The 24,447-nt window shown below is 67.5% G+C and carries 20 protein-coding genes and 2 riboswitches; of the genes, 13 read left to right on the top strand and 7 right to left on the bottom strand.

Going from position 1 to position 24,447, the window contains the following annotated elements; all coding sequences use genetic code 11:
- A partial coding sequence (locus tag K2Y56_RS02190; RefSeq protein WP_292504712.1) for an ABC-F family ATP-binding cassette domain-containing protein occupies positions 1-1,273 on the bottom strand: 1,273 nt, incomplete at its 3' end.
- Positions 1,274-1,433: 160 nt separating this feature from the next.
- Between K2Y56_RS02190 and K2Y56_RS02195 the strand changes: the two genes are divergently transcribed.
- From K2Y56_RS02195 to K2Y56_RS02210, 4 genes are read left to right on the top strand one after another with little or no spacing between them, the layout of a single operon-like run.
- Entirely contained in the window at positions 1,434-2,126 is a 693-nt protein-coding gene (locus K2Y56_RS02195) for a Crp/Fnr family transcriptional regulator (protein WP_292504466.1), read from the top strand.
- Between the two features lie 19 nt (positions 2,127-2,145).
- The gene (locus K2Y56_RS02200) at positions 2,146-3,228 is read left to right on the top strand and encodes an ABC transporter ATP-binding protein (protein ID WP_292504468.1); all 1,083 of its coding nucleotides are present in this window, start codon (positions 2,146-2,148) and stop codon (positions 3,226-3,228) included.
- Positions 3,225-4,130 carry an ABC transporter permease subunit gene (locus tag K2Y56_RS02205; RefSeq protein ID WP_292504470.1) on the top strand — a complete coding sequence of 302 codons (906 nt, stop codon included), beginning with the start codon at positions 3,225-3,227 and terminating at the stop codon, positions 4,128-4,130. The genes K2Y56_RS02200 and K2Y56_RS02205 overlap by 4 nt, the downstream gene beginning before the upstream one ends.
- Entirely contained in the window at positions 4,127-4,900 is a 774-nt protein-coding gene (locus K2Y56_RS02210; RefSeq protein ID WP_292504472.1) for an ABC transporter permease subunit, read from the top strand. The genes K2Y56_RS02205 and K2Y56_RS02210 overlap by 4 nt, the downstream gene beginning before the upstream one ends.
- Before the next feature lie 25 nt (positions 4,901-4,925).
- On the opposite strand, the gene K2Y56_RS02215 is transcribed toward K2Y56_RS02210, so the two are convergent.
- Positions 4,926-6,839, bottom strand: coding sequence for an AsmA-like C-terminal region-containing protein (locus K2Y56_RS02215; protein WP_292504474.1), 1,914 nt, complete (start codon positions 6,837-6,839; stop codon positions 4,926-4,928).
- Positions 6,840-7,200: 361 nt separating this feature from the next.
- On the opposite strand from K2Y56_RS02215, the gene K2Y56_RS02220 reads away from it, so the two are divergent.
- The 3 genes from K2Y56_RS02220 to K2Y56_RS02230 all read left to right on the top strand — a co-directional run bounded on the left by K2Y56_RS02220 (position 7,201) and on the right by K2Y56_RS02230 (position 9,176).
- Positions 7,201-7,938 (top strand): CoA transferase subunit A, encoded by a 738-nt coding sequence (locus K2Y56_RS02220; RefSeq protein ID WP_292504477.1) that lies wholly within the window; start codon positions 7,201-7,203, stop codon positions 7,936-7,938.
- Between the two features lie 22 nt (positions 7,939-7,960).
- Positions 7,961-8,620, top strand: a complete 660-nt coding sequence (locus K2Y56_RS02225) for a 3-oxoacid CoA-transferase subunit B (RefSeq protein WP_292504478.1) — start codon at positions 7,961-7,963, stop codon at positions 8,618-8,620.
- 163 nt (positions 8,621-8,783) lie between these two features.
- Positions 8,784-9,176 (top strand): hypothetical protein, encoded by a 393-nt coding sequence (locus K2Y56_RS02230; protein ID WP_292504480.1) that lies wholly within the window; start codon positions 8,784-8,786, stop codon positions 9,174-9,176.
- Between the two features lie 3 nt (positions 9,177-9,179).
- Here the strand turns inward: K2Y56_RS02230 and K2Y56_RS02235 are convergent, their stop codons facing one another.
- The gene (locus K2Y56_RS02235) at positions 9,180-10,316 is read right to left on the bottom strand and encodes a hypothetical protein (protein ID WP_292504483.1); all 1,137 of its coding nucleotides are present in this window, start codon (positions 10,314-10,316) and stop codon (positions 9,180-9,182) included.
- Positions 10,317-10,506: 190 nt separating this feature from the next.
- Positions 10,507-10,606, top strand: a riboswitch (glycine riboswitch).
- Position 10,607: 1 nt separating this feature from the next.
- A riboswitch (glycine riboswitch) is annotated at positions 10,608-10,703 on the top strand.
- Between the two features lie 56 nt (positions 10,704-10,759).
- Between K2Y56_RS02235 and gcvT the strand changes: the two genes are divergently transcribed.
- The 3 genes from gcvT (at position 10,760) to gcvP (ending at position 15,225) form a co-directional block, all read left to right on the top strand.
- Positions 10,760-11,914: a glycine cleavage system aminomethyltransferase GcvT gene (gene gcvT / locus K2Y56_RS02240; RefSeq protein ID WP_292504486.1), complete on the top strand. Its 1,155-nt coding sequence runs from the start codon at positions 10,760-10,762 to the stop codon at positions 11,912-11,914.
- 24 nt (positions 11,915-11,938) lie between these two features.
- Complete coding sequence (gene gcvH / locus K2Y56_RS02245) at positions 11,939-12,301, top strand: glycine cleavage system protein GcvH (RefSeq protein WP_292504488.1); 363 nt, start codon at positions 11,939-11,941, stop codon at positions 12,299-12,301.
- 77 nt (positions 12,302-12,378) lie between these two features.
- The gene (gene gcvP, locus K2Y56_RS02250) at positions 12,379-15,225 is read left to right on the top strand and encodes an aminomethyl-transferring glycine dehydrogenase (protein WP_292504491.1); all 2,847 of its coding nucleotides are present in this window, start codon (positions 12,379-12,381) and stop codon (positions 15,223-15,225) included.
- 3 nt (positions 15,226-15,228) lie between these two features.
- Here the strand turns inward: gcvP and K2Y56_RS02255 are convergent, their stop codons facing one another.
- From K2Y56_RS02255 to K2Y56_RS02270, 4 genes are all read right to left on the bottom strand, one after another.
- Positions 15,229-15,678, bottom strand: a complete 450-nt coding sequence (locus K2Y56_RS02255; protein WP_292504493.1) for a GNAT family N-acetyltransferase — start codon at positions 15,676-15,678, stop codon at positions 15,229-15,231.
- Between the two features lie 32 nt (positions 15,679-15,710).
- Positions 15,711-16,619, bottom strand: a complete 909-nt coding sequence (locus tag K2Y56_RS02260) for an NAD(P)H-dependent oxidoreductase (protein WP_292504715.1) — start codon at positions 16,617-16,619, stop codon at positions 15,711-15,713.
- Between the two features lie 111 nt (positions 16,620-16,730).
- Entirely contained in the window at positions 16,731-18,797 is a 2,067-nt protein-coding gene (locus tag K2Y56_RS02265; RefSeq protein WP_292504496.1) for an exopolysaccharide transport family protein, read from the bottom strand.
- A gap of 71 nt (positions 18,798-18,868) precedes the next feature.
- The gene (locus K2Y56_RS02270; RefSeq protein WP_292504497.1) at positions 18,869-20,611 is read right to left on the bottom strand and encodes an alginate lyase family protein; all 1,743 of its coding nucleotides are present in this window, start codon (positions 20,609-20,611) and stop codon (positions 18,869-18,871) included.
- A 539-nt stretch (positions 20,612-21,150) separates the two neighbouring features.
- Between K2Y56_RS02270 and wecB the strand changes: the two genes are divergently transcribed.
- The 3 genes from wecB to K2Y56_RS02285 are packed head-to-tail and all read left to right on the top strand — an operon-like array spanning position 21,151 to position 24,444.
- Complete coding sequence (gene wecB, locus K2Y56_RS02275) at positions 21,151-22,371, top strand: UDP-N-acetylglucosamine 2-epimerase (non-hydrolyzing) (RefSeq protein ID WP_292504499.1); 1,221 nt, start codon at positions 21,151-21,153, stop codon at positions 22,369-22,371.
- Positions 22,368-23,630 (top strand): UDP-N-acetyl-D-mannosamine dehydrogenase, encoded by a 1,263-nt coding sequence (gene wecC / locus K2Y56_RS02280; protein WP_292504501.1) that lies wholly within the window; start codon positions 22,368-22,370, stop codon positions 23,628-23,630. Before wecB ends, wecC begins: the two co-directional genes overlap by 4 nt.
- Before the next feature lie 31 nt (positions 23,631-23,661).
- A complete protein-coding gene (locus K2Y56_RS02285; protein WP_292504503.1) occupies positions 23,662-24,444 on the top strand; it encodes a WecB/TagA/CpsF family glycosyltransferase in 783 nt (260 codons plus the stop codon).
- The last annotated feature ends 3 nt before the right edge of the window (positions 24,445-24,447 follow it).

Genomic DNA, 24,447 nt, shown 5'->3' on the forward strand with positions numbered 1-24,447 from the left:
CCGGCGTCTCCGACTTCGTGCCCGAGAAGCCGAGGCGGGCGGCGGCCGCGCGCGCCTTCGATTCCGGAACGTCCGGCATCAGGTCGCGGACATGGGCGTAGGCGCTCTCGGAGGGCCTGAGCTCGTCGAGCTGGTGCTGGGCGAAATAGGCGACTTCCATCTTGCCCGAACGCTTCATCTCGCCGGAAAGCGGCGCCATCCGCCCGCCGATGAGCTTGCAGAAGGTCGACTTGCCGTTGCCGTTGGCGCCGAGCAGCGCGACGCGGTCGTCGGGGGCAAGGGAGAGATTGAGGCCCGACAGCACGATCCGGTCGGCATAGCCGGCCTGGACCCGTTCCATCGCGACGATCGGCGGCGAGAGCGGGCGCTCCGGGCTCGGCAGACGGAAAACCGGCACGTCGTCCTCGATGACCGAGGCGATGATCTCCATCTTGGCGAGGCGTTTCACGCGGGATTGGGCTTGGCGCGCTTTGGTCGCCTTGGCCTTGAAGCGGTCGACGAAGCTCTGGAGATGAGCGCGCTCGACATCCTGCTTGGCCTTGGCTTTCGCCTGCAGCACGCGCTTCTCGGCGACCTGGCGGGCGAAGGAGGTGTAGCCGCCGCGATAGATCGTCAAGCGACCTTTATCGAGGTGGAGGATGTGGTCGACGCATTCGTCGAGGAGGTCGCGATCGTGGGAGATGATGATCGCGGTGCGCGGGTAGCGCTCGAGATAGTCGTAGAGCCAGATCGTGCCCTCGATATCGAGGTAGTTGGTCGGCTCGTCGAGGAGCAGCAGGTCGGGCTCGGAAAACAGCACCGCGGCGAGCGCCACGCGCATGCGCCATCCGCCCGAGAAGTCCGCGCAGGGCCGTGCCTGGGCGGCCGCATCGAAGCCGAGGCCGTGCAGGATGGCGGCGGCGCGGGCGGGCGCCGAATGGGCCTCGATATCCACGAGCCGGGTCTCGATCTCGGCGCGGCGCAGGCCGTCGGCGGTTTCTGCTTCGGCCATGAGGCGGGAGCGCTCGGTATCGGCGGCAAGGACGACGGAATGGAGCGTCTCGGGGCCGGCCGGAGCCTCCTGCGCGACCGCCCCGATGCGCATGCCCTTGGGCATCGAGACCGTACCGCCCTCGGTCGGCAACTCGCCGAGGATCGCCTTGAACAGGGTGGTCTTGCCGGCGCCGTTGCGGCCGACGAGCCCGACCCTCGCACGGTCCGGAATCGAGAAGGTGGCGCCGTCGAGGATCAGGCGCTCGCCGATGCGGTAGGTGAGGTCGTTGACGCGCAGCATGGCGCGCTTGTGAGGGGACGGGCCGAGGGAGGCAAGAGGCCGGCACGCACCGCCGGCCTGTGCGGCGAAGGACCCGGTCTTCCCCATCGGAACTTGGCCATCGACTTGACCGGTGCAACGAGGGGCGCAACGATCGAATCACACGAAGGAGAGACGACGCGTGACCACAGGACGGCTGGCGGGAATACCGTTCTTCAGGGAACCCGGAATCGAATTATCGTCCTTCGAAACCCGCTGTCACTGGCGCAAGTTCGACGAGAACGAGGTCCTCGTCGATTACGACGACGTTTCGACCGACGTCTATTTCATCATCGCTGGTGAAGTGCGCATCCTCAACCGGTCGCAATCCGGCAAGGAAGTCATTCTCGGCGAGATGCGCGGCGGCGCCTTCTTCGGAGAGCTTGCGGCCCTCGACGGGATCGGGCGATCGGCCAATGTCACGGCGCTCACGCGCGGCGAGGTCTGCGTCGTTCCGGCGCCGATCTTCCGCCAGATGATCTTCGCCTCGGAGCCGATCGCCGACCGGCTGTTCAGGCTGCTCGCCAAGCGGGTGCGCGAGCTGAACACCCGGCTGATGGAGCATGCGCTCCTCGACCTGCGCCACCGGCTCTACGCCGAATTGCTCCGCCTCTCGGTGCCGCGGGCCGGCAGCGACGGCGCCCGCGTCGTGACGCCGCCGCCCTATCACCACGTCCTCGCCGCCCGCATCGGCTGCCGGCGCGAACAGGTGACGCGCGAGTTCACCGTGATGGCCGCCGACGGTCTCATCGACCGGACGCGCGGTGCCCTTGTGATCCGCCGGCCGGACCTCCTCGAAGCGCGCGTGGCGGAAGCGCTGCGCGAGGATTCCTGAATCCCTCGCCCGGCACCTCATGACGGTTCCCGATCACACCGAAGGCGAGCCGCTGCTGCGGATCGCGGGCCTCAGCAAGCGGTTCGGTGCGTTCGCGGCCCTGAGCGATGTCTCCCTCGACCTTACGGCCGGCGAGTTCGTCTGCCTACTCGGGCCATCGGGCTGCGGCAAGAGCACCTTGCTCAGGCTGGTGGCTGGGTTCGAGACGCCCACTTCCGGCACCATCATGCTCGGGAGCGAGGACTTGGCTGCGCTGCCGCCGCACCGACGCCCGGTCAACATGATGTTCCAGTTCTACGCCCTGTTCCCGCATATGAGCGTCGGCCGCAACATCGCCTACGGCCTCAAGGGCATGGGGATGGGTCGCACGGCAGTCGCAGATCGCGTCGCCGAACTCTTGCGGCTCCTGCGGCTCGACGGCTTCGAGGGGAGGGCGCCCGATACGCTTTCCGGGGGCCAGCGCCAGCGTGTGGCCCTGGCGCGCGCACTGGCGCGCGAACCGAAGGTGCTCCTCCTCGACGAGCCGCTCGGCGCCCTCGACCGATCTCTGCGCGAGGAGACGCAAGGCGAGCTGCGCGCGCTGCAGCGGCGCCTCGGCACCAGCTTCGTCGTCGTCACCCACGATGCCGGCGAGGCGATGACCATGGCCGACCGGATCGCCGTGATGAACCAGGGCCGCCTGGTCCAGATCGGCGATGCCGCGAGCCTCTATGAGCGGCCCGCGAGCCGGTTCATCGCCGGGCTCCTCGGCGACGTGAATCTCATCGAAGGCCGCATCGCAGGCCCCGCAGCGGGGGCCATCCAGGCCGTCGAGACAGGCTTCGGCAGGATCGAGGCTGCGACGGAGCGGAGCTGGGGTCTGGGCGAGGCTGTCGCCATAGGAATCCGGCCCGAACGTGTAACGCTCGTCGCCGGTGCTGCGGCATTAGAGGGCAGGATCACGGAGCGCACCTATCTCGGCGACCGGCTGCGCTATCGCGTCACCATGGCGGACGGCACGATCCTTCGGGCGAGCGTGCTTTCGAGCGGGCATGCGCTTTCTCCGGGGGATCCGGTCGGCGTCGCCTTCGCACCCGACGCGATCGCGATCCTGCCGCCATGAGGGAGCGGATGCGCCTCGTCCGCCTGCTGCCTCTGCTGCCGTATCTGTGGCTCGGCGCATTCTTCCTGCTGCCCTTCATCATCACCCTGAAGATCAGCTTCTCGGCCGCCGCCACGGCGCAGCCGCCATACCTGCCGGTCCTCGACTGGAGTGCCGGCCCGGTCGGCTGGGCCTACTTCCTCGAAGCCCTCGATTTTGCCAATTACGAGACCCTGGCGGGCGACAGCCTCTACCGGGACGCAGCCCTCTCGTCCCTGGCCCTCGCCGCCGCCGCCACGCTGATCCTCGTCCTCATCGGCCTGCCGATCGCCCATGCGATGGCGCGGGCGCCCGGCCGCTGGCAGCCGGCACTCGTCGCACTCGTCATCGTGCCGTTCTGGACGAGCTTCCTGATCCGGATCTACGCCTGGATCGCGATCCTGAAGCCCGAAGGGCTCCTGAGCGGAGCGCTGATGCAGCTCGGGCTGATAGCGTCGCCGCTGGAGATCATGAATACCCAGACCGCAGTGCTGATCGGGCTGACCTACGCCTACCTGCCCTTCATGGTCCTCCCGCTCTACGCCGTGCTTAACCGCCTCGACCCGCGCCTTCGCGAGGCGGCGGCCGATCTCGGCGCCTCGCCGGCACGGGTGTTCTGGACCGTGACGCTGCCGCTTGCCCGGCCGGGGCTCGCCGCGGGAGCGCTGCTCTGCTTCATCCCGATGGTCGGCGAGTTCATCATCCCGGATCTACTCGGCGGCTCCGATACCCTGATGCTCGGGCGCGTTCTGTGGAGCGAGTTCTTCTCGAACCGCGACTGGCCCCTGGCCTCGGCGGTGGCGATCCTCCTTATCGTCCTTGTCGTCGGACCGGTGGTGCTTTTCCGGGAGGCTGAGGCGCGACGTGAGGAGGCGGGGAAGTGAGCCTGTTCTCGCGCGCGGCCCTCGGCCTGGGCCTCCTGTTCCTCTACGCGCCGATCGCCGCCCTCGTCGTCTATTCCTTCAACGCCTCCGCCCTCGTGACCGTCTGGGGCGGGTTCTCGCTCAAATGGTACGGCATCCTGTTCCAAGACGGACCGCTCCTTGCCGCCGCCCTCATCTCCCTTCGCGTGGCCCTGGCCTCGGCCCTCATCGCCACGTTGCTCGGTACGCTCGCAGCGCTAGCGCTCGGACGCAGCGGCCGGTTCCTTGGGCGACTGCTCTTCACCGGTCTCGTCTACGCCCCGATGGTGATGCCAGAAGTCGTGACCGGGCTGTCGCTGCTGCTGCTCTTCGTCGGCCTCGGCCTCGACAGGGGCGTCGGCACCATCGTGATCGCCCACGCCACCCTCGCCACCGGCTTCGTCGCCGTCGTGGTCCTGGCGCGGCTGCGGGTACTCGATCAGAGCCTCGAAGAGGCGGCGGCGGATCTCGGCGCAGGGCCTTTTCGCGTCCTCGCCACAGTGACGCTGCCTTTGCTGGCGCCCGCCATCGCGGCCGGCTTCCTCCTCGCCTTCACCCTCTCGCTCGACGACCTCGTCGTCGCGAGCTTCGTCTCGGGACCGGGCGCCACGACCCTGCCGATGCGCCTCTACAGTCAGGTTCGGCTCGGGGTGAACCCGGAGATCAATGCAGCCTCGACCCTGATCGTGGCCCTCGTCACCGTCATCGCACTGTCTGCCTCGTGGCTCATGGCCCGGCACCAGTACCGCTGAGGATTGTCAAACGACCGCCCGCCCCTCAGGGCGCGTAGGCGCGTGCAGAGCCCGGAAGGTCGGCCTTCGGCGGAAATCGCATAGGGTCCGGTTTGACGACCGCGAGGCCGCCTGGGTCAGACTCGGACCGGCGCAAGGCCGCCGGACGCACGACGATGGTGTTCCAGGGCCCGGCAATCTCGAAGGAGCGGGCTGGGCCGCCACCCTGAGACGAGATATCAGCCTGCGCGTCGACCCGCCGCTCGACGAGGGAGAGGGTGCCACCAAGCGCGGCTGTCAGATTGGGCGACGTCAGCGTGCCCTCGGCGATCTCGCAGAGCCCGTCCTTCACGCGCAGCGACACGCCGGCACGGGCAAAGTCGGTCCGTCCGACTGGCTGTAGCGGGAGGTCCGTGGCAGGGCTCCGCTCACGCTGCATCAGAGAAACGAGGTCGAGGCCGCTGATGGCGCCGTCATCGGATGCGATCGTGGCGCGTCCACCGAGGCGCGCGACAAGGTCGCCCATGGTCGCCGCCCGGCTCTCGACCGCGAGAGTCCCCCGGACGGCGCCTACGAGCCAGCGATATTCGCCCAGATCCGCAAGGAGGTCACCGAGATCCAGCCCGTCGAAGGCGCCTTGCATCTTGAGGTCCGTCGTCTGACGGTCCGGCGCGAGGCCGAAGGCGATCCGGCCCTTGACGACGCCTCCCTGGAGCGTCGCACGGCCGATGGTTGCCTCGATACTGCCCTCGCGCACGATCAGGCCCGATGCGATATCCTCGACGAGCACAGGCCCGATGCGGGCGCTGGCGGCGGACAGGCGCAGATCGAGATCGCCTGCGGTGAACGAGCCGAGCGACAGTCGCCGCTCCTTCCAGTCGGGTCGCTCAGACGAGAGACCGAGTGCGCCGATCAGTTCGCCGACCAGCGGCGCGACGTTGAGCGTGTCCGCCGCCACGGTCGCCTGGATCGCGACCCGGTTGTCGGCGAAGGAGACCGCCCCTGCTCCTTCGAACCGGTTGCTGCCCACCTCCATCCGCATGCGTGGAAGCAGAAAGTCCTTGCCCGTACCCTTGAAGTCGGCTTCCACGGTGGCGCCTGACATCAGCGGTGCCAGCGCGACGCCGCCGCCGGACCAATCCAAGGTCTCAGGGACCGAACGTGTGGCGAGCTTCGCCCGGCCGGTCATCTGCAAGCCGCCGTCGACTCGCATGGTTCCACTCAGCGCCAAGCTGCCGGCCGGCCAGCTCGTATTCGTCGAGAAGCCGCTTTCGCGGCCTGCGAGGAGCGCGGCGATGTCGAGGCCGGAGATGTGCAGGCGACTCTCGCTGCCATGCCAATTGCCGCGGGCCATAAGTTCGGTTCTGTGACTCCAGAAAGGGGAGGACAGGCTGAGATCCGCACCCGTCACGGTCTGGACGGTGCCGTCGCGGGGGTCGATCCCAGTGAGGGTGGCACGGGTAAGAGTGAACCGCGACGGTTTCGCTTCGGCACCGGAAGCCGTGCGAATCCGCGCGGCGATGTTCTGAAGCGGAAGGTTCCAGCGCTGGTCCGCCGAAGACATCGGTAGGGTCACGGCGGCACCGTCGAGAGATAGGGCATCAACATCGATGCGGCCCGACAAAATGGCGAGCAAGCTCAACTGCAGCGAGAGGCTGCCGCCTTCCGCCAGCAACTCGCCGTCCGGCGTCCCGGCGTTCAGGCGGGCTCTCGCGATGTTGAGGCGCGGGAACGGCAGCAGGGCGACGTGGGTGCCTCCCTCGACCGTCAGCGCGATGCCGTAGGACCGCCTGACCTCGTCGACCACCAAGTCTAGCAGATGAGGCGCCTTCACGGGCCATGGCAGGCAGGCCGCGATGAGGCCGACGCCGACAATGCACAGACCAAGGCCTGACCATCCGAGGCGAAGCCAGTTTCGGATGGGTGCGGTCGATGCGGTCGTGCGAAAGCGCAGCGGCATGTCACTCCGGCAAAGTCGGCGGCATGGCCGTCGGTCGCGGCCGTCGCGATCGGGCGGCGCCCCCCGATCCCCTTAAAGCCTCGATGGGGCTTTGTCTTCAGCCGCACCTACGACGGTCCACCGTAGAGGTTCGACTCGACGGCATTCCGACGATCTACGAGGCTTGTCCTCGTTTGGAACCTGGCCCAAACACGCTCCGTCAGAGGAGCGCGGACGGCGCTGGGCAACAGGACGGGACCGGCTGGGTGGCGATGCTTCGCCGACGCCGCGGGCTTGGCCTTGCGCATGCATAGGGCGCGTCTTCCTCGGGGCCGCGGGACGGCGGCACGCGGCGTCGACGAGGTTTGAGAGGAACGGCTCGATGAAGAAGGTTTATCCGGATGCGACGGCGGCGCTCGCCGACCTGCTCAAGGACGACATGACGATCATGGCCGGCGGCTTCGGCCTGTGCGGCATCCCCGACGAACTCATCGACGCCATTCAGGCCTCGGGTGTGAAGGGCCTCACGGTCGTCTCGAACAATGCCGGCATCGACAATGTTGGCCTGGGCAAGCTGCTCCAAACACGTCAGGTCGCCAAGATGATCTCGTCCTATGTCGGCGAGAACAAGGAATTCGCCCGCCAGTATCTCGGCGGCGAGCTGGCCATCGAGTTCAACCCTCAGGGCACGCTCGCCGAGCGCATCCGTGCGGGCGGAGCCGGCATCCCGGCTTTCTTCACCAAGACCGGCGTCGGCACGCTGATCGCCGAGGGCAAGGAGGTTCGGGAGTTCGACGGCGAGAATTACGTGATGGAGCGCGGGCTCTTCGCTGATCTCGCCATCGTCCATGCCTGGAAAGGCGATACCGAGGGCAACCTCGTCTACCGAAAGACCGCGCGAAACTTCAATCCGATGATGGCGACGGCCGCGACCGTGACGGTGGCTCAGGTCGAGCACCTCGTCGAGCCGGGCGAGCTCGACCCGGATGCGATCGTCACGCCCGGCATCTTCGTGAAGCGCATCGTGCACGTCGCCATCCGCGAGAAGCTGATCGAGCAGCGCACGACCCGCAAACGCGGCGAGCCGGCCAACCCCGCCGCCAGCGCCGGCGTCGCCTGACAATCCAACGGAGAACACGATCATGGCCTGGACCCGCGATCAGATGGCGGAGCGCGCCGCCAAGGAACTGCGCGACGGCTACTACGTGAACCTCGGCATCGGCATCCCCACCCTCGTCTCGAACTACATTCCCGAGGGCATGTCGGTGCAGCTCCAGTCGGAGAACGGCATGCTCGGCATGGGGCCTTTCCCCTTCGATGGCGAGGAGGACCCCGACCTCATCAATGCCGGCAAGCAGACGATCACGGCTCTGCCGACCACGAGCTACTTCTCGTCCTCGGATTCCTTCGGGATGGTCCGCGGCGGGCACATCAACCTGTCGATCCTCGGAGCGATGCAGGTGGCCGAGAACGGCGACCTCGCCAACTGGATGATCCCCGGCAAGATGGTGAAGGGCATGGGCGGCGCCATGGACCTCGTCGCCGGCGTCAAGAAGGTCGTCGTCGTCATGGAGCACGTCGCCAAGAACAAGGACGGCACCGAGAGCGCCAAGCTCCTCAAGGCCTGCGACCTGCCGCTGACCGGCACCGGCGTCGTCGACATGGTGATCACCGATCTCGGGGTCTTCACCATCGACAAGAAGGGCGGCGGCGGAATGACATTGGTCGAGCTCGCCGAGGGGGTCAGCGAGGACGAGGTGAGGGCCAAGACCGAGGCCGCCTACAGCGTCGCCCTGGCTTGAGGAAAAGCGGCGGGTCGTTTCGGGACGATCCGTCGGCCGATCGCTTCGGCATGGCTAAGCGCGCGTTAAGCCGACTCGTCGAATTCTCCGGATCAACGGGGCCGCGCCGCTGGGTGGCGGAGCAGGCCCTGGTGGATCGTGAAGGCGACAAGGGTCGAGGCGTATGCGTAGCGTTGCGTTGCAAGTCGAGAATAACGTCGTGCCCTTCAGGCGGCTCGGCGGCAGGACTCCATCCCTCGATCTGGCGCCCAATCCTGCCCTGGCCGCCAGGCGCGGCGACCAGCGCGCACTGATGGATGCGGTCTACGCCACCGGCAGCCTTGCCGTGGCGGCGGGAGATCGGGAGACGAAGCTGATCGCCTCGCGCCTCCAGGTCTACGGCTTCCTCATCGTCGAGGAAATCGGGGAGAACGGCGAGAGCCGCCGCCTGCGCCCGTCGGAGGCGATCCGCGCCGGCACCGACAGGCCCTGGCGCGTCTCCAAGGCCGCCTATGGCGGCGGTCAGGCGGTGACGATCCCGGCCGTCGACCACTTCCTGTTCGACCAGCCGGCCTGAGAATCAGCGCAGGTAGATGACGCTGTAGAGGGTTCGCCGCAGCTCGCTCTCGAGGAGCCAGACGCGGCCATCCTCGCAGCGCTCGCGGACGCCCGGCCGCATCCGGGCGCAGTACTCGCCGGTGTTGTCCTGGACGAGGTAGCGGCATTCGCCGCCCTCGCGACGACGGGCGATGACGGTGCTCGAATGGTCGGCCGCGATGTCCGGATCCTTGGGGTCGCGCTCCTGCAATTCGTACCAGCTGTAGCCGATCGTCGGCGCACGGGCATGGTCGAGGGCGTAATCGACCATCGCGAGCATGCGGGCGACTTCGGCTCGACCGGGTCCCCGGCCGGCGGCCACCTTGTCCATGAATTCGAGCTGGCTCGACGCGACCCGGTAGGAGACCGGCAGGAGCGGCACCGGCAGCGGCCGGCGCCGGCAGAGCGTGTCGACGTTGCGGAGCCAGGCGGCGTTGAACGCGTCGGCGCGCGGGCTGCGCAGACCGGCGACGGAGGCGCCGACATCGCGAAAGCACTGGCGGGGGCTGCGAAGCGGCGCGCCATAGCGCAGGGCGGCGAAACGCTTCGTGAAATGCGAGTAGCCCTCGTGGCTAGGCAGGTCGCGCTCCTCGCAGAGGCCGCCGATATTGTAGAGGAGCGCCGAGGAATCCTCCTCGCCGCCTTCGAGCTTGTCGAAGTAGGGCTCTAGACCGGGGTTACGGTCCTTCGAGACTTCCGCAGCGTTGCGCGCCCAGGCGATGTCGGCAAGGTAGTTCGGATGGGACTTGAGATGGGCTTGGAGCGCCTTGTCCGGGATCGCCGAAAGCCGCTCGGGGTCGGCGAAGTAGAATTTCGTCGCGACATCGAGGGGCGAGACGGCGACGCCGACGCGCTGCGAGATCATGTCGGCGGTTGCGTAGGCATAGCAGATGGCGCTGTCGCCCTGGCCCACCGGAATGTCGGCCGGCCGCGGTGAGACCAGCGCGCCGCCGGGCAGACGATGGGTGCTCGGGGGCAGGGCGATTCGCACCGGGCGGCAGGCCGCATCGCGGGCATAGGCGGGGCGGGCGGGCAGGAGCCGGGTGTCGACGGCGCTGGCAGGGCACGCGCCGAGCAGGCTCAGCGCGGCTGCGAAACCGGCTCGGATCTGTAGTCGCACCTCTGTATTCCTGACGATGTCCGTTGCCCCCATAGCGATCGTCCTCGGACGAATCGAGAGGCAATGACACCGCAGGCGGTCTTGTGCGCTCAGGAAGATCGGAACCCGCGTTGGCCGGTTACCGATCCAGCCCTGCCACCGATCCGGGGTTGCGTGAACCAAGCCGACGTGACACCTTGACGCCGTCCGATACGACGATGCGGGAGAGCCCAGACGAGCGTTCGTTCGTCATGGCGCCGACGGAGCAACCACCCCCGGAAACTCTCAGGCACAATCACCGCAATCGTTGGACAATCTGGAGAGAGGCGCCTGACGGCGTCCACCGAAGGAGAAATCTCAAGTCGCTCCGGCGCTTGATAGAAGCTCTCAGGTAACCGCGACAGATGGGGGCAACCGGGACGCTCGTTCGAGCTTCCGGGGCCATTCTGTCGCGAGGTGACCTGATGCAGCCAGTGCCTGCTCCAGACACGACTTCCCCGATCGAAACACCCCTTCACGCTCTCCATCAGCGCCTCGGCGCCAGGATGGTGCCGTTCGCGGGCTACGCGATGCCGCTGCAATACCCGGCCGGCCTTCTCGCGGAGCACTTGCACACGCGGGCATCGGCCGGGCTGTTCGACGTCTCGCATATGGGCCAGATCGCGGTCACGCCGCGCTCGGGCGACATGGCCGACGCGGCGCTCGCGCTCGAGACCTTGATCCCGATCGACGTGCTCGGGCTGGCACCGGGCCGCCAACGCTACGGCGTCTTCACCGATGATTCCGGAGGCATCCTCGACGACCTCATGGTGGCTCATCTCGGCGACCACCTGGTCCTCGTCGTCAACGCCGCCTGCAAGGAGGCGGATGCGGCCCATCTCGAACGGCATCTTGCGCAGACCTGCCACGTCGCGATGCTGGCACGGGCGCTGCTCGCTCTTCAGGGACCGAAAGCGGGGGGCGCGCTCGCCGCCCTCGCCCCGGACGTCGCGACCATGCGCTTCATGGATGTCCGCCGCGTCTCAATTCTCGGGGCCGAGGCCATCGTCACCCGCTCCGGCTATACCGGCGAGGACGGCTTCGAGATCTCACTCCCCGAAGATCAGGCCATGGCTGCGGCCGAGGCGCTTCTGGCCCAGGACGGCGTGATGGCGATCGGGCTCGGCGCCCGCGACTCCCTGCGTCTCGAGGCGGGCCTGTGCCTCTACGGCGCCGATATCGGCCCGGACACCGATCCGATCGAGGCCGGGCTCGTCTGGGCGATCCAGCCGGTTCGCAGGCGGGGCGGCGCCCGCGCCGGAGGTTTTCCGGGTGCCGACCGGATTCTGCAGGCGATCGAGACCGGTCCGAGTCGTCGGCGGGTCGGACTGCGACCTGAAGGCCGCCTTCCCGTCAGGGCCGGAGCCCCGCTCTTCGCGGGACGCGACGATGCGGAGGCGATCGGAACCGTCACCTCCGGCGGCTTCGGGCCGAGCCTCGGGTCTCCCGTCGCCATGGGCTACGTGCCGGCGCCACTCGCCAAGCCAGGCATACGCCTGTTCGCCGAGGTCCGCAGCCAGCGCCTGGCGCTCGACGTCACAGCCCTTCCTTTCGTTCCCGCCGGCTTCAAACGGCGCTGATCCCTCGACCTCCCGGAGAGAACCATGATGAGATTCACTGACGAGCACGAATGGCTGAAGCGCGAGGGCGACGTCGCTACCGTAGGCATCACCGGACACGCAGCCGACCAGCTCGGCGACCTCGTCTTCATCGAACTACCGAACGTCGGCGCCAAGCTGAAGAAGGGGCAGGCGGCGGCGGTGGTCGAATCCGTGAAAGCGGCCTCCGACGTCTATGCGCCCCTCGACGGCACGGTCACCGAGGTCAACACGGCGGCCGTCGAGGACCCGAGCACCGTCGGCAGCGACCCGCAGGGCGCGGGCTGGCTCTACCGCATGCGCCTGGACGATCCGGCCGCCTTCGAGGCCCTGATGGACGAGGCCGCCTACGCGGCTTTTCCGAAATAGGCGCGAGCTCTCCTCCCAATGGGGAGGGAAGCACGCCCAGCCTTCTGTCACCTGTTCTGAATTGTTGAGGCAGTTCCATGAGCGACGATCGCTACGATCCCTACGATTTCGCCAATCGCCGCCATATCGGGCCGACCACGGCCGAGATCGGCCAGATGCTGGACGTGGTCGGGGCGCCGACCCTCCATGTTCTCATCGACGAGACCCTACCTGCCGGCATCCGCCAAGCCGAGCGCATCGATTTCGGGGCGTCGCTCACCGAGCGCCGTGCGATCGAGCGGATGCGCGAGATCGCGGACAAGAACCGGCTCCTGGTCTCGCTGATCGGCCAGGGCTACCACGGCACCACGATGCCGCCGGTGATCCAGCGCAATATCTTCGAGAACCCGGCCTGGTACACGGCCTATTCGCCCTACCAGCCCGAGATCAGCCAGGGGCGCCTGGAAGCCCTGCTCAATTTCCAGACCCTCGTCTGCGACCTGACCGGTCTCGACGTCGCCAACGCCTCCCTCCTCGACGAGGCCACCGCGGCCGCCGAGGCGATGGGCATGTCCAAACGCATCGCCACCAGCGAGGCCGACACTTTCTTCGTCGACCGTGAATGCCTTCCGCAGACCATCGCGGTTCTGAGGACGCGGGCCGCTCCGCTGGGCTGGCGCATCGTCGTCGGCGATCCGGAGAAGGATCTCGATCCCGACACGGTGTTCGGCGCGATCTTCCAATATCCGGGCGTCTGCGGCGCGATCCAAGACTTCTCCGGAGCGATCGCACGTCTCCATGAGGCCGGCGCGGTGGCGGTGATGGCCGCCGACCCGCTGGCGCTCACGCTGCTCAAGCCGCCGGGCGAGATGGGCGCCGACATAGCGGTCGGTTCGATGCAGCGCTACGGCGTGCCGATGGGCTATGGCGGGCCGCACGCCGCCTACATGGCGACGCGGGACGCGCATAAGCGCACCCTGCCGGGCCGGCTCGTCGGCGTCTCGGTCGATGCCCGCGGCAACCGCGCGTATCGCCTCGCCCTGCAGACCCGCGAACAGCATATCCGGCGCGAGAAGGCGACCTCCAACATCTGCACGGCGCAGGTGCTCCTCGCCGTCGTCGCCTCGATGTACGCGGTGTTCCACGGGCCGCGGGGTCTGCGCGCCATCGCCGACCGGGTCCACCGCGATGCGGTGCGCCTTGCCGACGGGCTGACGAGTCTGGGCTTCACGGTCGAACCGAAAAGCTTCTTCGACACGATCACCGTGAAGGTGGGGGCCTTCCAGGAACTGATCCTGAGAAACGCGGTCGCCAACGGCGTCAACCTGCGAAAAGTCGGCACCGACCGCATCGGCATCACGGTCGACGAGCGCACCCGTCCCGACATCATCCAAGCGGTGTGGAGGGCCTTTGGCGGCGACCACCTCGCCTGTAACGAGACCTGGCCGGCGCAGCGCTTGCCGGCCGACCTCATGCGGACCTCTCCCTATCTCACGCACCCGATCTTTCACATGAACCGGGCCGAGAGCGAGATGACGCGCTACATGCGCCGCCTCGCCGACCGCGACCTGGCGCTCGACCGCGCGATGATCCCACTCGGCTCCTGCACGATGAAGCTCAACGCCACCGCCGAGATGCTGCCGATCTCCTGGCCGGAATTCTCGGAGATCCACCCTTTCGTTCCCGACGACCAGGCGGCGGGCTATCACGAGATGATCGGCGACCTCTCGGCGAAACTCTGCGAGATCACCGGCTACGACGCGATCTCGATGCAGCCGAATTCCGGCGCCCAGGGCGAATACGCCGGGCTCCTCGCCATCCGGGCCTATCATCACGCGCGGGGAGAGGCGCATCGCGACGTCTGCCTGATCCCGTCCTCGGCCCACGGCACCAACCCGGCCTCGGCGCAGATGTGCGGGATGAGCGTCGTCGTCGTGGGAGCGGACGCGCAGGGCAATGTCGATCTCGACGATTTCCGCAGCAAAGCCGACCAATACGCAGACCGGCTGTCGGCCTGCATGATCACCTATCCATCCACGCACGGGGTGTTCGAGACGCGGGTGCAAGAGATCTGCGACATCGTCCACGAGCGCGGCGGACAGGTCTATCTCGACGGGGCGAACCTCAACGCGCTGGTGGGCCTCGCGCGGCCCGGGGATATCGGCGCCGATGTCAGCCACCTCAACCTGCACAAGACCTTCTGCATCCCCCATGGCGGCGGCGGGCCCGGCATGGGGCCGATCGGCGTCAAGGCGCACCTGATCCCGTTCCTTCCGGGGCACCCGGAGACGGGCGGGGAAGGGGCGGTCTCGGCGGCGCCCTACGGCTCGGCCTCGATCCTGCCGATCTCGTGGAGCTACTGCCTGATGATGGGCGGGCGGGGGCTCACCCAGGCGACCCGCATCGCCATCCTCAACGCCAACTACATCGCCAAGCGCCTGGAGGGCGCCTTCCCGGTCCTCTACGCGGGCGAGAACGGGCGCGTGGCCCATGAGTGCATCCTCGATGTCCGGCCGTTCCAGAAGAGCGCCGGCATCTCGGTCGAAGACATCGCCAAACGGTTGATCGATTGTGGCTTTCACCCGCCGACGATGAGCTGGCCGGTGGCCGGGACCCTGATGGTCGAGCCGACCGAATCCGAGACCAAGGGCGAGATCGACCGCTTCTGCGACGCGATGCTGGCGATCCGCGAGGAGATCCGGGCGATCGAAACCGGTCGCATGGACAAGCAGAACAACCCGCTCAAGAACGCGCCGCACACGGTGCAGGATCTCGTCGGCTCGTGGGAGCGCCCGTATTCGCGCGAGGCCGCCTGTTTCCCGGCGGGCTCGCGCGGCATCGACAAGTACTGGCCGCCGATCAACCGCGTCGACAACGCCTATGGCGACCGCAACCTGATGTGCTCCTGCCCGCCGCCGGAGACATACGTGAAGGCGGCGGAGTAGTCCTCATCGCCCCTTGCGCAGGGGACGACCATAGAAGGTCCCGGCCTGTTCGAACCCTGTCGCGGCGCAGAAGGCGTCGAGGGCGGGCAGGCCTGGACCAACGAGAAGTTGCAGGCTGCCGCACCCAGCCATGCGAGCGGCCTGAGAAGCGGACTTCACGAGGAGCCGCCCGATCCCGCGACGGCGTTCGTCCGACCCGACGAGAAGCGTGGTGATCTGGGCGACCGGCGCGTCGGCGTCGAGACCGCGATACCAGTGCAGTACGACGAGCCCGCTCGGCGGCCCCCACTCGATGGCGACGAGGGCTGCGCTCGGTCCGTGGCGCAGGGCCTCTATCCGCTCGGCGAGGGCCGCGCCCGCCACGACGTAACCGGCGGCTCCGAGGAGTTCGGCGAGCCCAGGGGCGTCGCCGGCTTGAGCAGCGCGGATCTCCAGGCCGTAACGACTACCCAAAAGATTCCCCGCTCAAGCGCGAAAGGCCATGATCACGTCGTCGATTGCGCTCCGCGTTCCGCTTCCGTCGTCCCTGGTACGGGACCCTTGGCAGTGACGTGCCGGACGAAGGCGTCGACCCAGGCATCGAAGCAGGCCATGGCCTCGCTGTCATCCGCCATGTCGTCGGCCTGGTCGTCCGCATAGGGCTGATAGAGGCCGACAGAGGCGTGCCGCCAAAGTTCGTCCGGCACTTCGATACCGCTGTACCGGCATTGCCAGACGAGTCCCTGATAGGAACGTCGCTCGTCGCCCTGGTAGGGCTCGTGGTCGGGGTCGAACCAAGCCTTGTGCTCGAGAATGCGAGGTCGATGATCGTTGTCGAGCTCGTTGCCGCCCTCGTTGCCGTAGCAGAAGAAAGCGGCCGAGCGTCCTTCGAGATGGTTCTTCGTCAGCTCGCGCCAGAGCGGCGACCTCTCCAGGGCTTGTGCCTTCAGAGTGCTCTTCTTGTCGATGAGGTCGGGCCGCGGGTTGCCGCCGCTCATGCAGACGAGGCGGTCGAACATCGCCTTGAGGTTGGTCGTGGGTCCGTACCACCAAACCGGGCCGATGATCGCCCAGGCATCGGCCCTGGCGAGCCGCTGGTAGATCTTCTCGTTCCACATCAGGTCGGGCTGGTGATCGCTGCCGGGCCCGTAGCAGTTGCAGGGCCACACGCAGAGCGCCATCGACGAGCCGACGCAGCCGTTACAGCCCTGGATCTTGGGTTTGCCGTGCTCGTTGCCGATATCGACGGCGTCGGCCTGCCATCGTGGCGGCAGGCGGCCGAGCATCCTGTGCATGAGAAAGCGGGCCTTGCCGTCTAGGCCCGGGCAACCATCGAGCCGGCGCGCAGAGCCGGCGATCACGAGCACCTGCAGCGGCCGCTCTTCCAGCGGCAACACGTCGATCTCGGCTTTCACAGCGGTCAAGTCGGCGTCTTCTTGTCTCGCGATGATGCTCGATCCGAACCGGGCTCCGCAGGCAATTGTTCCTGCGGCCCCTATGCCTCATCATATCGTGTTCGACGAGCCTCAGGCCTCGATCCGACCGGCAAGGACGACGCCGCGGACGCGGGCACCGTCCGGTCCGAAGCCGTCGACCGCGTCCTGCAGCTCGGTCAGGGCGGTCCGGCCACCCTCAACCACGAGGACGATGTCGTCGGCGATGGCGGCGAAGGCGCGCAGGGTCGGGCCGACGGAGCCTGCATCGATGACGACGACGCCCGCCTGGCGCAGAAAATGGCCGAGCGCCTCGCGAAGGTTCGGCGCGGTGGCGAGAACTGCCCCGTCATTGTGTGTGCCGGCGGTGATGACGCGCAGCCCATCGAAGAAGCGAGGTGCGTCCGAGAACCCCTGCGGCGCTCCGGCGAGGAGGTCGGTGAGGCCGGGATAGCGCTCGGCACCGAGCATGCGGGTCAGGCCGCGCACCTGCATGTCGCCGTCGATCAGGAGCGTGCGCTCGCCGCCGCCATGGATCAGCTTGGCGAAGTGCTGGGCAAGGGCGGTGCGGGCATTGGCGGCCCCGAGGCCGGCGAGGACGACGACCCGCGCCCGTTCGGACTGAATCGCCGGCGTCAGCATGTCCCTGAGGCGCCAGACCGCGTTCTCGCCCGGTTTCGTACCGGGCATCACGGCGAGCACCGGCAGCCGCGTCTCTGCCGTCACCTGGCGGCCAGAGCGGATGGTTCCGTCGAACTGCTCGCGGACGAGCGCCAGGCCGACGCCGAGAATGCCGCCCAGCATGACTGCGCCGAGGACCAGAACGATCCGCGATGGCCCGGACCGGCCGAGCGGCGGCATCGCGGCGGAGATGATCCGGCCCGCGCCAGTCTCGACGCCCTGACGCTCCTGAAGGTCCTTCGCGCGGTTGAGGAAGCTCTCGTAGAGCGTACGGTCGGAACTCGCCTGCCGTTCGAGCTCGCGCAGTCGCACCTGCGCCTGGTTGGCGCTGCCGGATTCCTTCTTCAGGCCCTCGATCTTGCGGGCGATGGCCGCCTCGCTGCCGCGGGCGCGCTCGTAATCGCTCTCCGCGGTGCGGGCGAGGCGCCCGAGTTCCTCCGACAGGCGCCGCCGGACCACCTGAACCTGCTCGGCGGCGGCGGCCATGGCCGGATGGCGCGGCCCATAGGCGAGTCTCGCCTCGCCCTCTGCGCGGGTCGCGTCGGCATATTGCGTTCGCAAGGCGGCGATGGTCGGCGAGGTCGACACCTCGGCCAGGGCCTCGGCCGGTTTGCCGGAACGGACGAGCTGGCGGACCTCGCTCACTCGCGCTTCCTGCTCGGCTGTTCGCGTCCGCGCCAGGGTCAGCTGATTGTTGAGGTCGGCGAGTTGCTGCTCGCCGACGAGACGACCGTTGGCGCCGATCAGGTTGTTGCCGTTTCGGTAGGTCTCCACCGCGGCTTCGCTCCGCTGGACGCGCTGGCGCAATTCCTCCAGGCGTCCGCTCAAGGCCTCGCCGGACTTTCGGGCTGCCTCGGAACGGACGGCGTTGGTCTCGGCGAGGAAGGCATCGCCGATCGCGGTGGCGATCCGCGCCGATTTATCGGGGTCGGCGGTCGTCACGGTAATGTCGAGGATGAACGTCTTCTCAGACCGGACGACTGCGACGGCGTTCTGGAGGGTGCGCAACACGGTCCGCATCCGATCCTCCGGCGCGGGCACTGGCGGTGGCGAAACCAGCGATGTGATTGCCTCAGCGATGCGTGCCTGCAGGCTCGGCTTCGGTGCGGCGAATTCCGGATCGGATGCGAGGTCGAGGCCGCGAACGACCTTGCCGAGCACGCTCGTCGAGGCGATGACCTGGATCTGGCTCTCGACCTCGGCTCCGGTCTCGTCGCCGGTGGTGTTGTTCGGACGGATATCGTTCTGGAAGACCTGGATGCCGCGCGGGTCGAGCAGCACCTTGGCGCTTGCCCGATACCGTGGATCCATCGACAGCACGACGATCAGGGCAAGGCCCCCGAGCATCAGGGCCGGCACGATGATCCAGAGCCGGCGCCGCCACAGGGCGCGCCCGATGCCACGCAGGTCGACCACTGCGGCCGGTGGGGTCTCGGCGTCGATCTGGACCATGGAGAAGCGGCGATCGATGGCGGTCATCGGCGGCTCGCGAACCCAGAGAAGCGGACGCGTCGTGCGGTCATGGGACGTATCCGCTCCAAATCGAAACATCAGACATGGTCGGACCTCGCCGGATTACGCAGGGACGGGTCGTCGAGCAGATCGCGGGCCAGCGTGTCGGCACCCGGAATGGGACCTCGCGCAAGAACGCTGATCCGCGTGGTCGCCTCGGCGTCGCGCATACGGCCGGAAAAGACGATTCTCTGGGCGTCGACAAGTTCCCCGAAGCGGCGGGCGCGGACCGCACCCTGGCCGGCACCTCGCCGAACCTCGACGGCGAACCCGTCAGGGGCCCGAAACCGGCAGAGCCGATCCGCGCCCTGCATCACGAAGACGGTGTCGGCTTCGACGTCGAGATCGAGGCCGGCGCCGATGAGAAAGCCAATCTCGACGTCATGCTCCCTCCTTGACCCGACCAGCCGATCCGTGACCGTAAGCGTGTCGCCGTGCCGACCGAGCCGGCGGCGCTGGTGAACGCCATAACGCCGACGATAGCCGTCGTGCAGGGCCGATACCCACCAGCCATCCGCATCCGAACGCCACTCCTCGAGGGTCGCCTCGGCGCGGTTCGTCCAGGTGAAGGCCGAGGACGACCGGCTCTGCGAGGCCCCGGCGAGGCACAGGGTGTTGTGGCTCGGGCTCTCGCGCAGGGCGAGACGCATCGCGCCGCCGGCATTGTAGAGGAAGGTGCCCGGATCGATCAGCACGGGGATCCCGTCGAGGCTCATCCAGAGGGACAGGGCGTCGGCATGGCCGTGAGCCGCCAGGCTCAGATAGCCGAGCGGCCCGTGGTCGAAGACGAGGTGCAGGCGGCGTCCCGCGACGGTGTCTCGCGCGACGGTGTAGCCGCCGTCACGGAACAGCAGGACTTCGTCAGCGACGGGACGGTCTCCTGCCGGCGTCGAGAAGATCGCGTCCCGCAGATGCGGGTCGCGGGCGGGAGGCAGGAGGTCGGGCCGGCCGGTCAGCCCCGCGACCGCCGCCACCACCGAGGCGACGTAGCGCGGCTCGTCATCGGGCGGCTGGGCGATCACACGGCTCTCGTCGTCGTCGCCAATGGCGGGGACACGCCCTGTCTCATCCATCAGCGCTCGCAGGAAGACGGCGGAGGCCGCGAGACGATCGAGTACCGGGGCCGCGAACGGCCTTCCCTGGCAACCTGCCACGAGGGCCGCGAAGGCGATCATCTCGCAGGAGAACGCCTGATAGCTTGGCGACTGCTCCGCTCCGGCGCCATCCGGCAGGATCTGCAGGAGGGCTTCCGTCTCCAGGATCCGCCTTCCCTCCCGCTCCCAGCTGGCATCGATGTCGGGAACGAGGGTGCCGGCGAGGAACAGGCCCAGCCCCTCTGCGATCCTATGGTTGTTGGCGGAGGAGTGAAGAGAGGGAAAGGCGGCGATCTGGCTGGCATGCGCCGCGACGAAGGCGCGGATCAGCCCTGCATCGGCGGATGAGAGCTCGTGTCGCTCCAAGCCCGACCGGAGGAGAGTCACGGCGACGAGGCGCAGAGCCAGTTCGATCCCGGAGCACCAATGTACGCCCCGATGCGGCGGGTTCGCCCGCATGAAGTCGCTGAGCACCGCGAGGGCGAGTCGTGCGGATTCCTCGTCGCCGGCCGCAGCCGCGGCTGCGAGCGGATGCAGCACCTGCAGACGCGCTGGCTCCCAGATGAATTTCACGTCGCCGCGGTTGGGGCCATTGGGATCGTGCCCGGTCGCCCGTAGGTCGACGTCGAGGAATCCGGCTTCTCCTGTCGGCCATGATCGCCCTGTGACGACATCACGGCTCCACAAGGCGCCGGCTCCCGATTCCCATGACACGGGAGGCCAACCCCGGCCGAAGAATCGCAGCTGGCCTGCCAGCGCACCTGCGGCACTCGCCGCGACGGTCGGCAGCCGAGCTGCATTCACAAGGCGATCACGGAGTCTCGCGATTTCGTGAATGTCTCGTTCTGATACGTAGTCGGACCATTCTACGCAGCGGTTTCGCCAAGCCCAGCGAACCCGAGCTTCCTGTACCCGATGAAAGGCTTCAGCCACCGTCATCGCCTTGAATCGAGTGGCATACCAAAAAAGCTTCGACAATTGCAGCGCCATGGGTCATCCCAATAAGGAAACGAGTAGCTTAAGATCCGTAATCAAATTGGAAATCATAGTATGTTTCATTCTTAGACACTGAAGTTACCTGTATGTGCTAAAATAGGACAAGTGGTTTTTAATGCAACCGTTTGATCGCTCTTACGTTGTTTGACACTCAACGCAGCGACTACCTATTAAATGCTGACGGTGAGGCGAGAAAATCTCGGCAGCGTTTCAAAAAGATCAATCGCACCATGAAAGTTCTCAGCGTTTTCGGCACGCGGCCGGAAGCCATCAAGATGGCTCCGCTCGTGAATGCCCTTGCTCGGACCCAGGCTGTCGAGAGCCGTGTCTGCGTGACCGGTCAGCATCGGTCCATGCTCGACGATGTGCTGTCCGCCCTCGAGATCCGGGCGGATTACGATCTCGACGTGATGCGGCCGAACCAGGGCCTGTCAGAGGTCTTCGCCCGCATCCTTGCCGGTCTCGATCCCATCCTGGCCGCCTGGAATCCAGACTTCGTCCTCGTTCAGGGTGATACTGCGACGAGCACCGCAGCAGCGATGGCGGCTTTCTACCGCCACACACGGGTCGGTCATGTCGAGGCGGGCCTGCGCACGGGCGACATGACGAGCCCGTGGCCGGAGGAAGGGAACCGGCGTCTCACCGCCGTCGTCGCCTCCCGCCACTACGCGCCAACGCCGCGGGCGAGGGCCGCATTGCTGGCGGAGGGCTACCCTGGTTCGAACATCCAGGTCACCGGCAACACCGTGATCGATGCCCTCCTTCAGACCGTCGCCGTCCTGGACCGTGAGGGACCGCTGAAGCGCTCGATCGAGGCCGAATTCAGCTGGATCGACCCGAACAAGCGTCTCGTCCTGGTGACGGGTCACAGGCGCGAAAGCTTCGGAACCGGCTTCCAGAACATCTGCAGGGCTCTGCGCATCCTCGGGAGCCGACGCGACATCCAGATCGTGTTTCCGGTCCATCTCAATCCGAACGTTCGCGACGCAGTCTTTCCTCTGCTCGGAGATGTCGCAGGCATCCGGCTGATCGAGCCGCTGGACTACCCACGCTTCGTCGCCCTGATGGCGCGAGCGCACCTGATCCTGACGGATTCGGGCGGCATCCAGGAGGAAGCGCCGGCCCTTCGCAAACCGGTGCTCGTAATGCGCGACACCAGCGAGCGGCCCGAGGCGATCGAAGCCGGTGTGGCGCGCCTGGTGGGAACGGACTCGGCCGACATCGTCGCGGGCGTTTCGGCGCTCCTCGATGATCCAGCCCTGTACGCGGCGATGGCCAATGGCGCGAGCCCGTTCGGCGACGGTCACGCCAGCGAGCGGATCGTCGCCGACCTTCTCGACCAGATTCAGGGCGTCACGGCCGAGCCGTTCGCCGCACCTCCTCTTCCCGCCTTCCCCACCCCGCTCTCGATCTCATCCAACGGCAACGTCCGGAAGGGGCATTTCCAATGACGACCTTCGAGACCATCTCCGTCGTCGGGCTCGGCTATGTCGGGTTGCCGACGGCCGCGACCTTCGCCTCACGCGGGCTCAAGGTGATCGGCGTCGACGTCCGCGAAGAGACGGTCGGGCGGATCAATGCCGGACGAGCTCATTTCATCGAGCCTGACCTCGATATCGTTCTGCGAGCCGTCGTCACCGGCGGCACGTTGAGGGCGGTCGCGACGCCCGAGCCCGCCGAAGCCTTCCTCATCGCCGTGCCGACTCCGATCCGGGACGACCACAGTCCCGACCTGTCGTTCGTAGAGGCGGCCCTCACGTCGATCGCGCCGGTGCTCAAGCGCGGCGATCTCATCATCATCGAGTCGACCTGCCCGGTCGGGACCACGGCATGGGCGGCCCGGCTTCTGCGCGAGGCGAGGCCAGACTTGAGCTTCCCCGACCAAGCACCTGAGAGCGCCGACATCCTCATGGCCTATTGCCCGGAGCGGATCCTGCCCGGCCATACCTTGCGCGAACTCGTCGACAACGCCCGCACCTTCGGCGGCCTCGACCGGCGCAGCGCGGTGGCAGCCCGTGACCTCTACTCGGTCTTCGCGCGGGGCCCGCAACGCATCACGACGGCACCGGCCGCCGAGTTGTCCAAGCTCGTCGAGAACGCATTCCGCGACGTCAACATCGCCTTCGCGAACGAGTTGTCCGTGGTCTGCGATGCCTTCGGTCTCGACGTCTGGTCGGTGATCGAGCTGGCCAACCTGCATCCGCGCGTGAACGTGCTGAGCCCCGGTCCCGGCGTCGGAGGACATTGCATCCCCGTCGATCCCTGGTTCATCCACGACGCGTTGCCCGACCACACGCCGCTGATCCGCGCGGCCCGCGAGGTCAACGACGCCAAGCCGGCCTTCCTGGCGGAGAGGGTCGCGAAGGTGGCCGCGAGATTTCGAGAGCCCACGGTGGCCCTGCTCGGGCTATCATACAAGCCGAACGTCGACGACCTGCGCGACAGCCCGGCGCTCAAGATCGCCCGCGACCTCGCCGAGCGACGGGTCGGCCGCCTCCTCGTGGTCGAGCCGCATGTGGAAGGTCTACCGGAGGCGCTCGCCGGACATCCGGACGTTGCCGTCGCCTCTCTGGACGAGGCGGTGGCCGAGGCCGACGTCGTCGTGATCCTCGTCGCGCATAACCGCTTCAAGGGGCTCAACCGCGGCGTTCTCGCACAAAAGGTCGTGATCGATTCGGTCGGTCTCCTCGCTGCGACTGACTTCGCCTGACGCGGCGGCAAGAAGACACCAAGGGGACACCATGATGCGCACGCATCTGCTCGGACTGCCGGTCGACATCCTCACGTCTGACGAGACCATCGAGGTCGCAACGCAGGCGATGCGCGACCGGCTACCCTGTCAGCATGTGGCGCTCAACGTCGCCAAGCTGGTCAACGCCCGCCGCGACCCGGACCTCGACCGCGACATCCGCTCAGCCGACATCGTCGGCATCGATGGGATGGGAATTGCCTGGGCAATCGGGATGTTCACCCGCCACACGCCCGCACGGGTCGCCGGCATCGACCTGTTCGAGGGTTTGATGGCGGTGAGCGCGCGCGAAGGCTTCCGGCCCTATCTCCTAGGCGCGACCTCCGAGGTACTGGAGGCCGCCACCCTCAATCTCCAGCGACGCTATCCGGGACTTGAGCTCGCCGGCCATCATCACGGCTATTTCGGCGCGGAGGACGAGGAAGGCCTTTGCCGGATGATCGCCGAGAGCGGCGCGGACGGCTTGTTCGTGGCGATGCCGACGCCGCGCAAGGAGCGCTTCATGCTGCGCAATCGCGAGCGGCTGGGCATCCCGTTCGTGATGGGGATCGGCGGAACCCTCGACGTCATCGCCGGCGAGGTCCGCCGCGCCCCGCGTCTCGTCCAGCGCGCCGGCCTCGAATGGTTCTACCGCCTCGCGCAGGAGCCGCGGCGCCTGGCTGGACGGTACGTGAAGACCAACGCCGTCTTCGCGGGCCTGATCCTGCGAGAGGTCGGCATGCGAATGAGGGCGCGGCTGGGCATCGTGCGGCCGGCAGGGGGCAGCCGGCCATGATCG

This window comes from Methylobacterium sp. (genome assembly GCF_019745455.1).
Classification (GTDB): domain Bacteria; phylum Pseudomonadota; class Alphaproteobacteria; order Rhizobiales; family Beijerinckiaceae; genus Methylobacterium.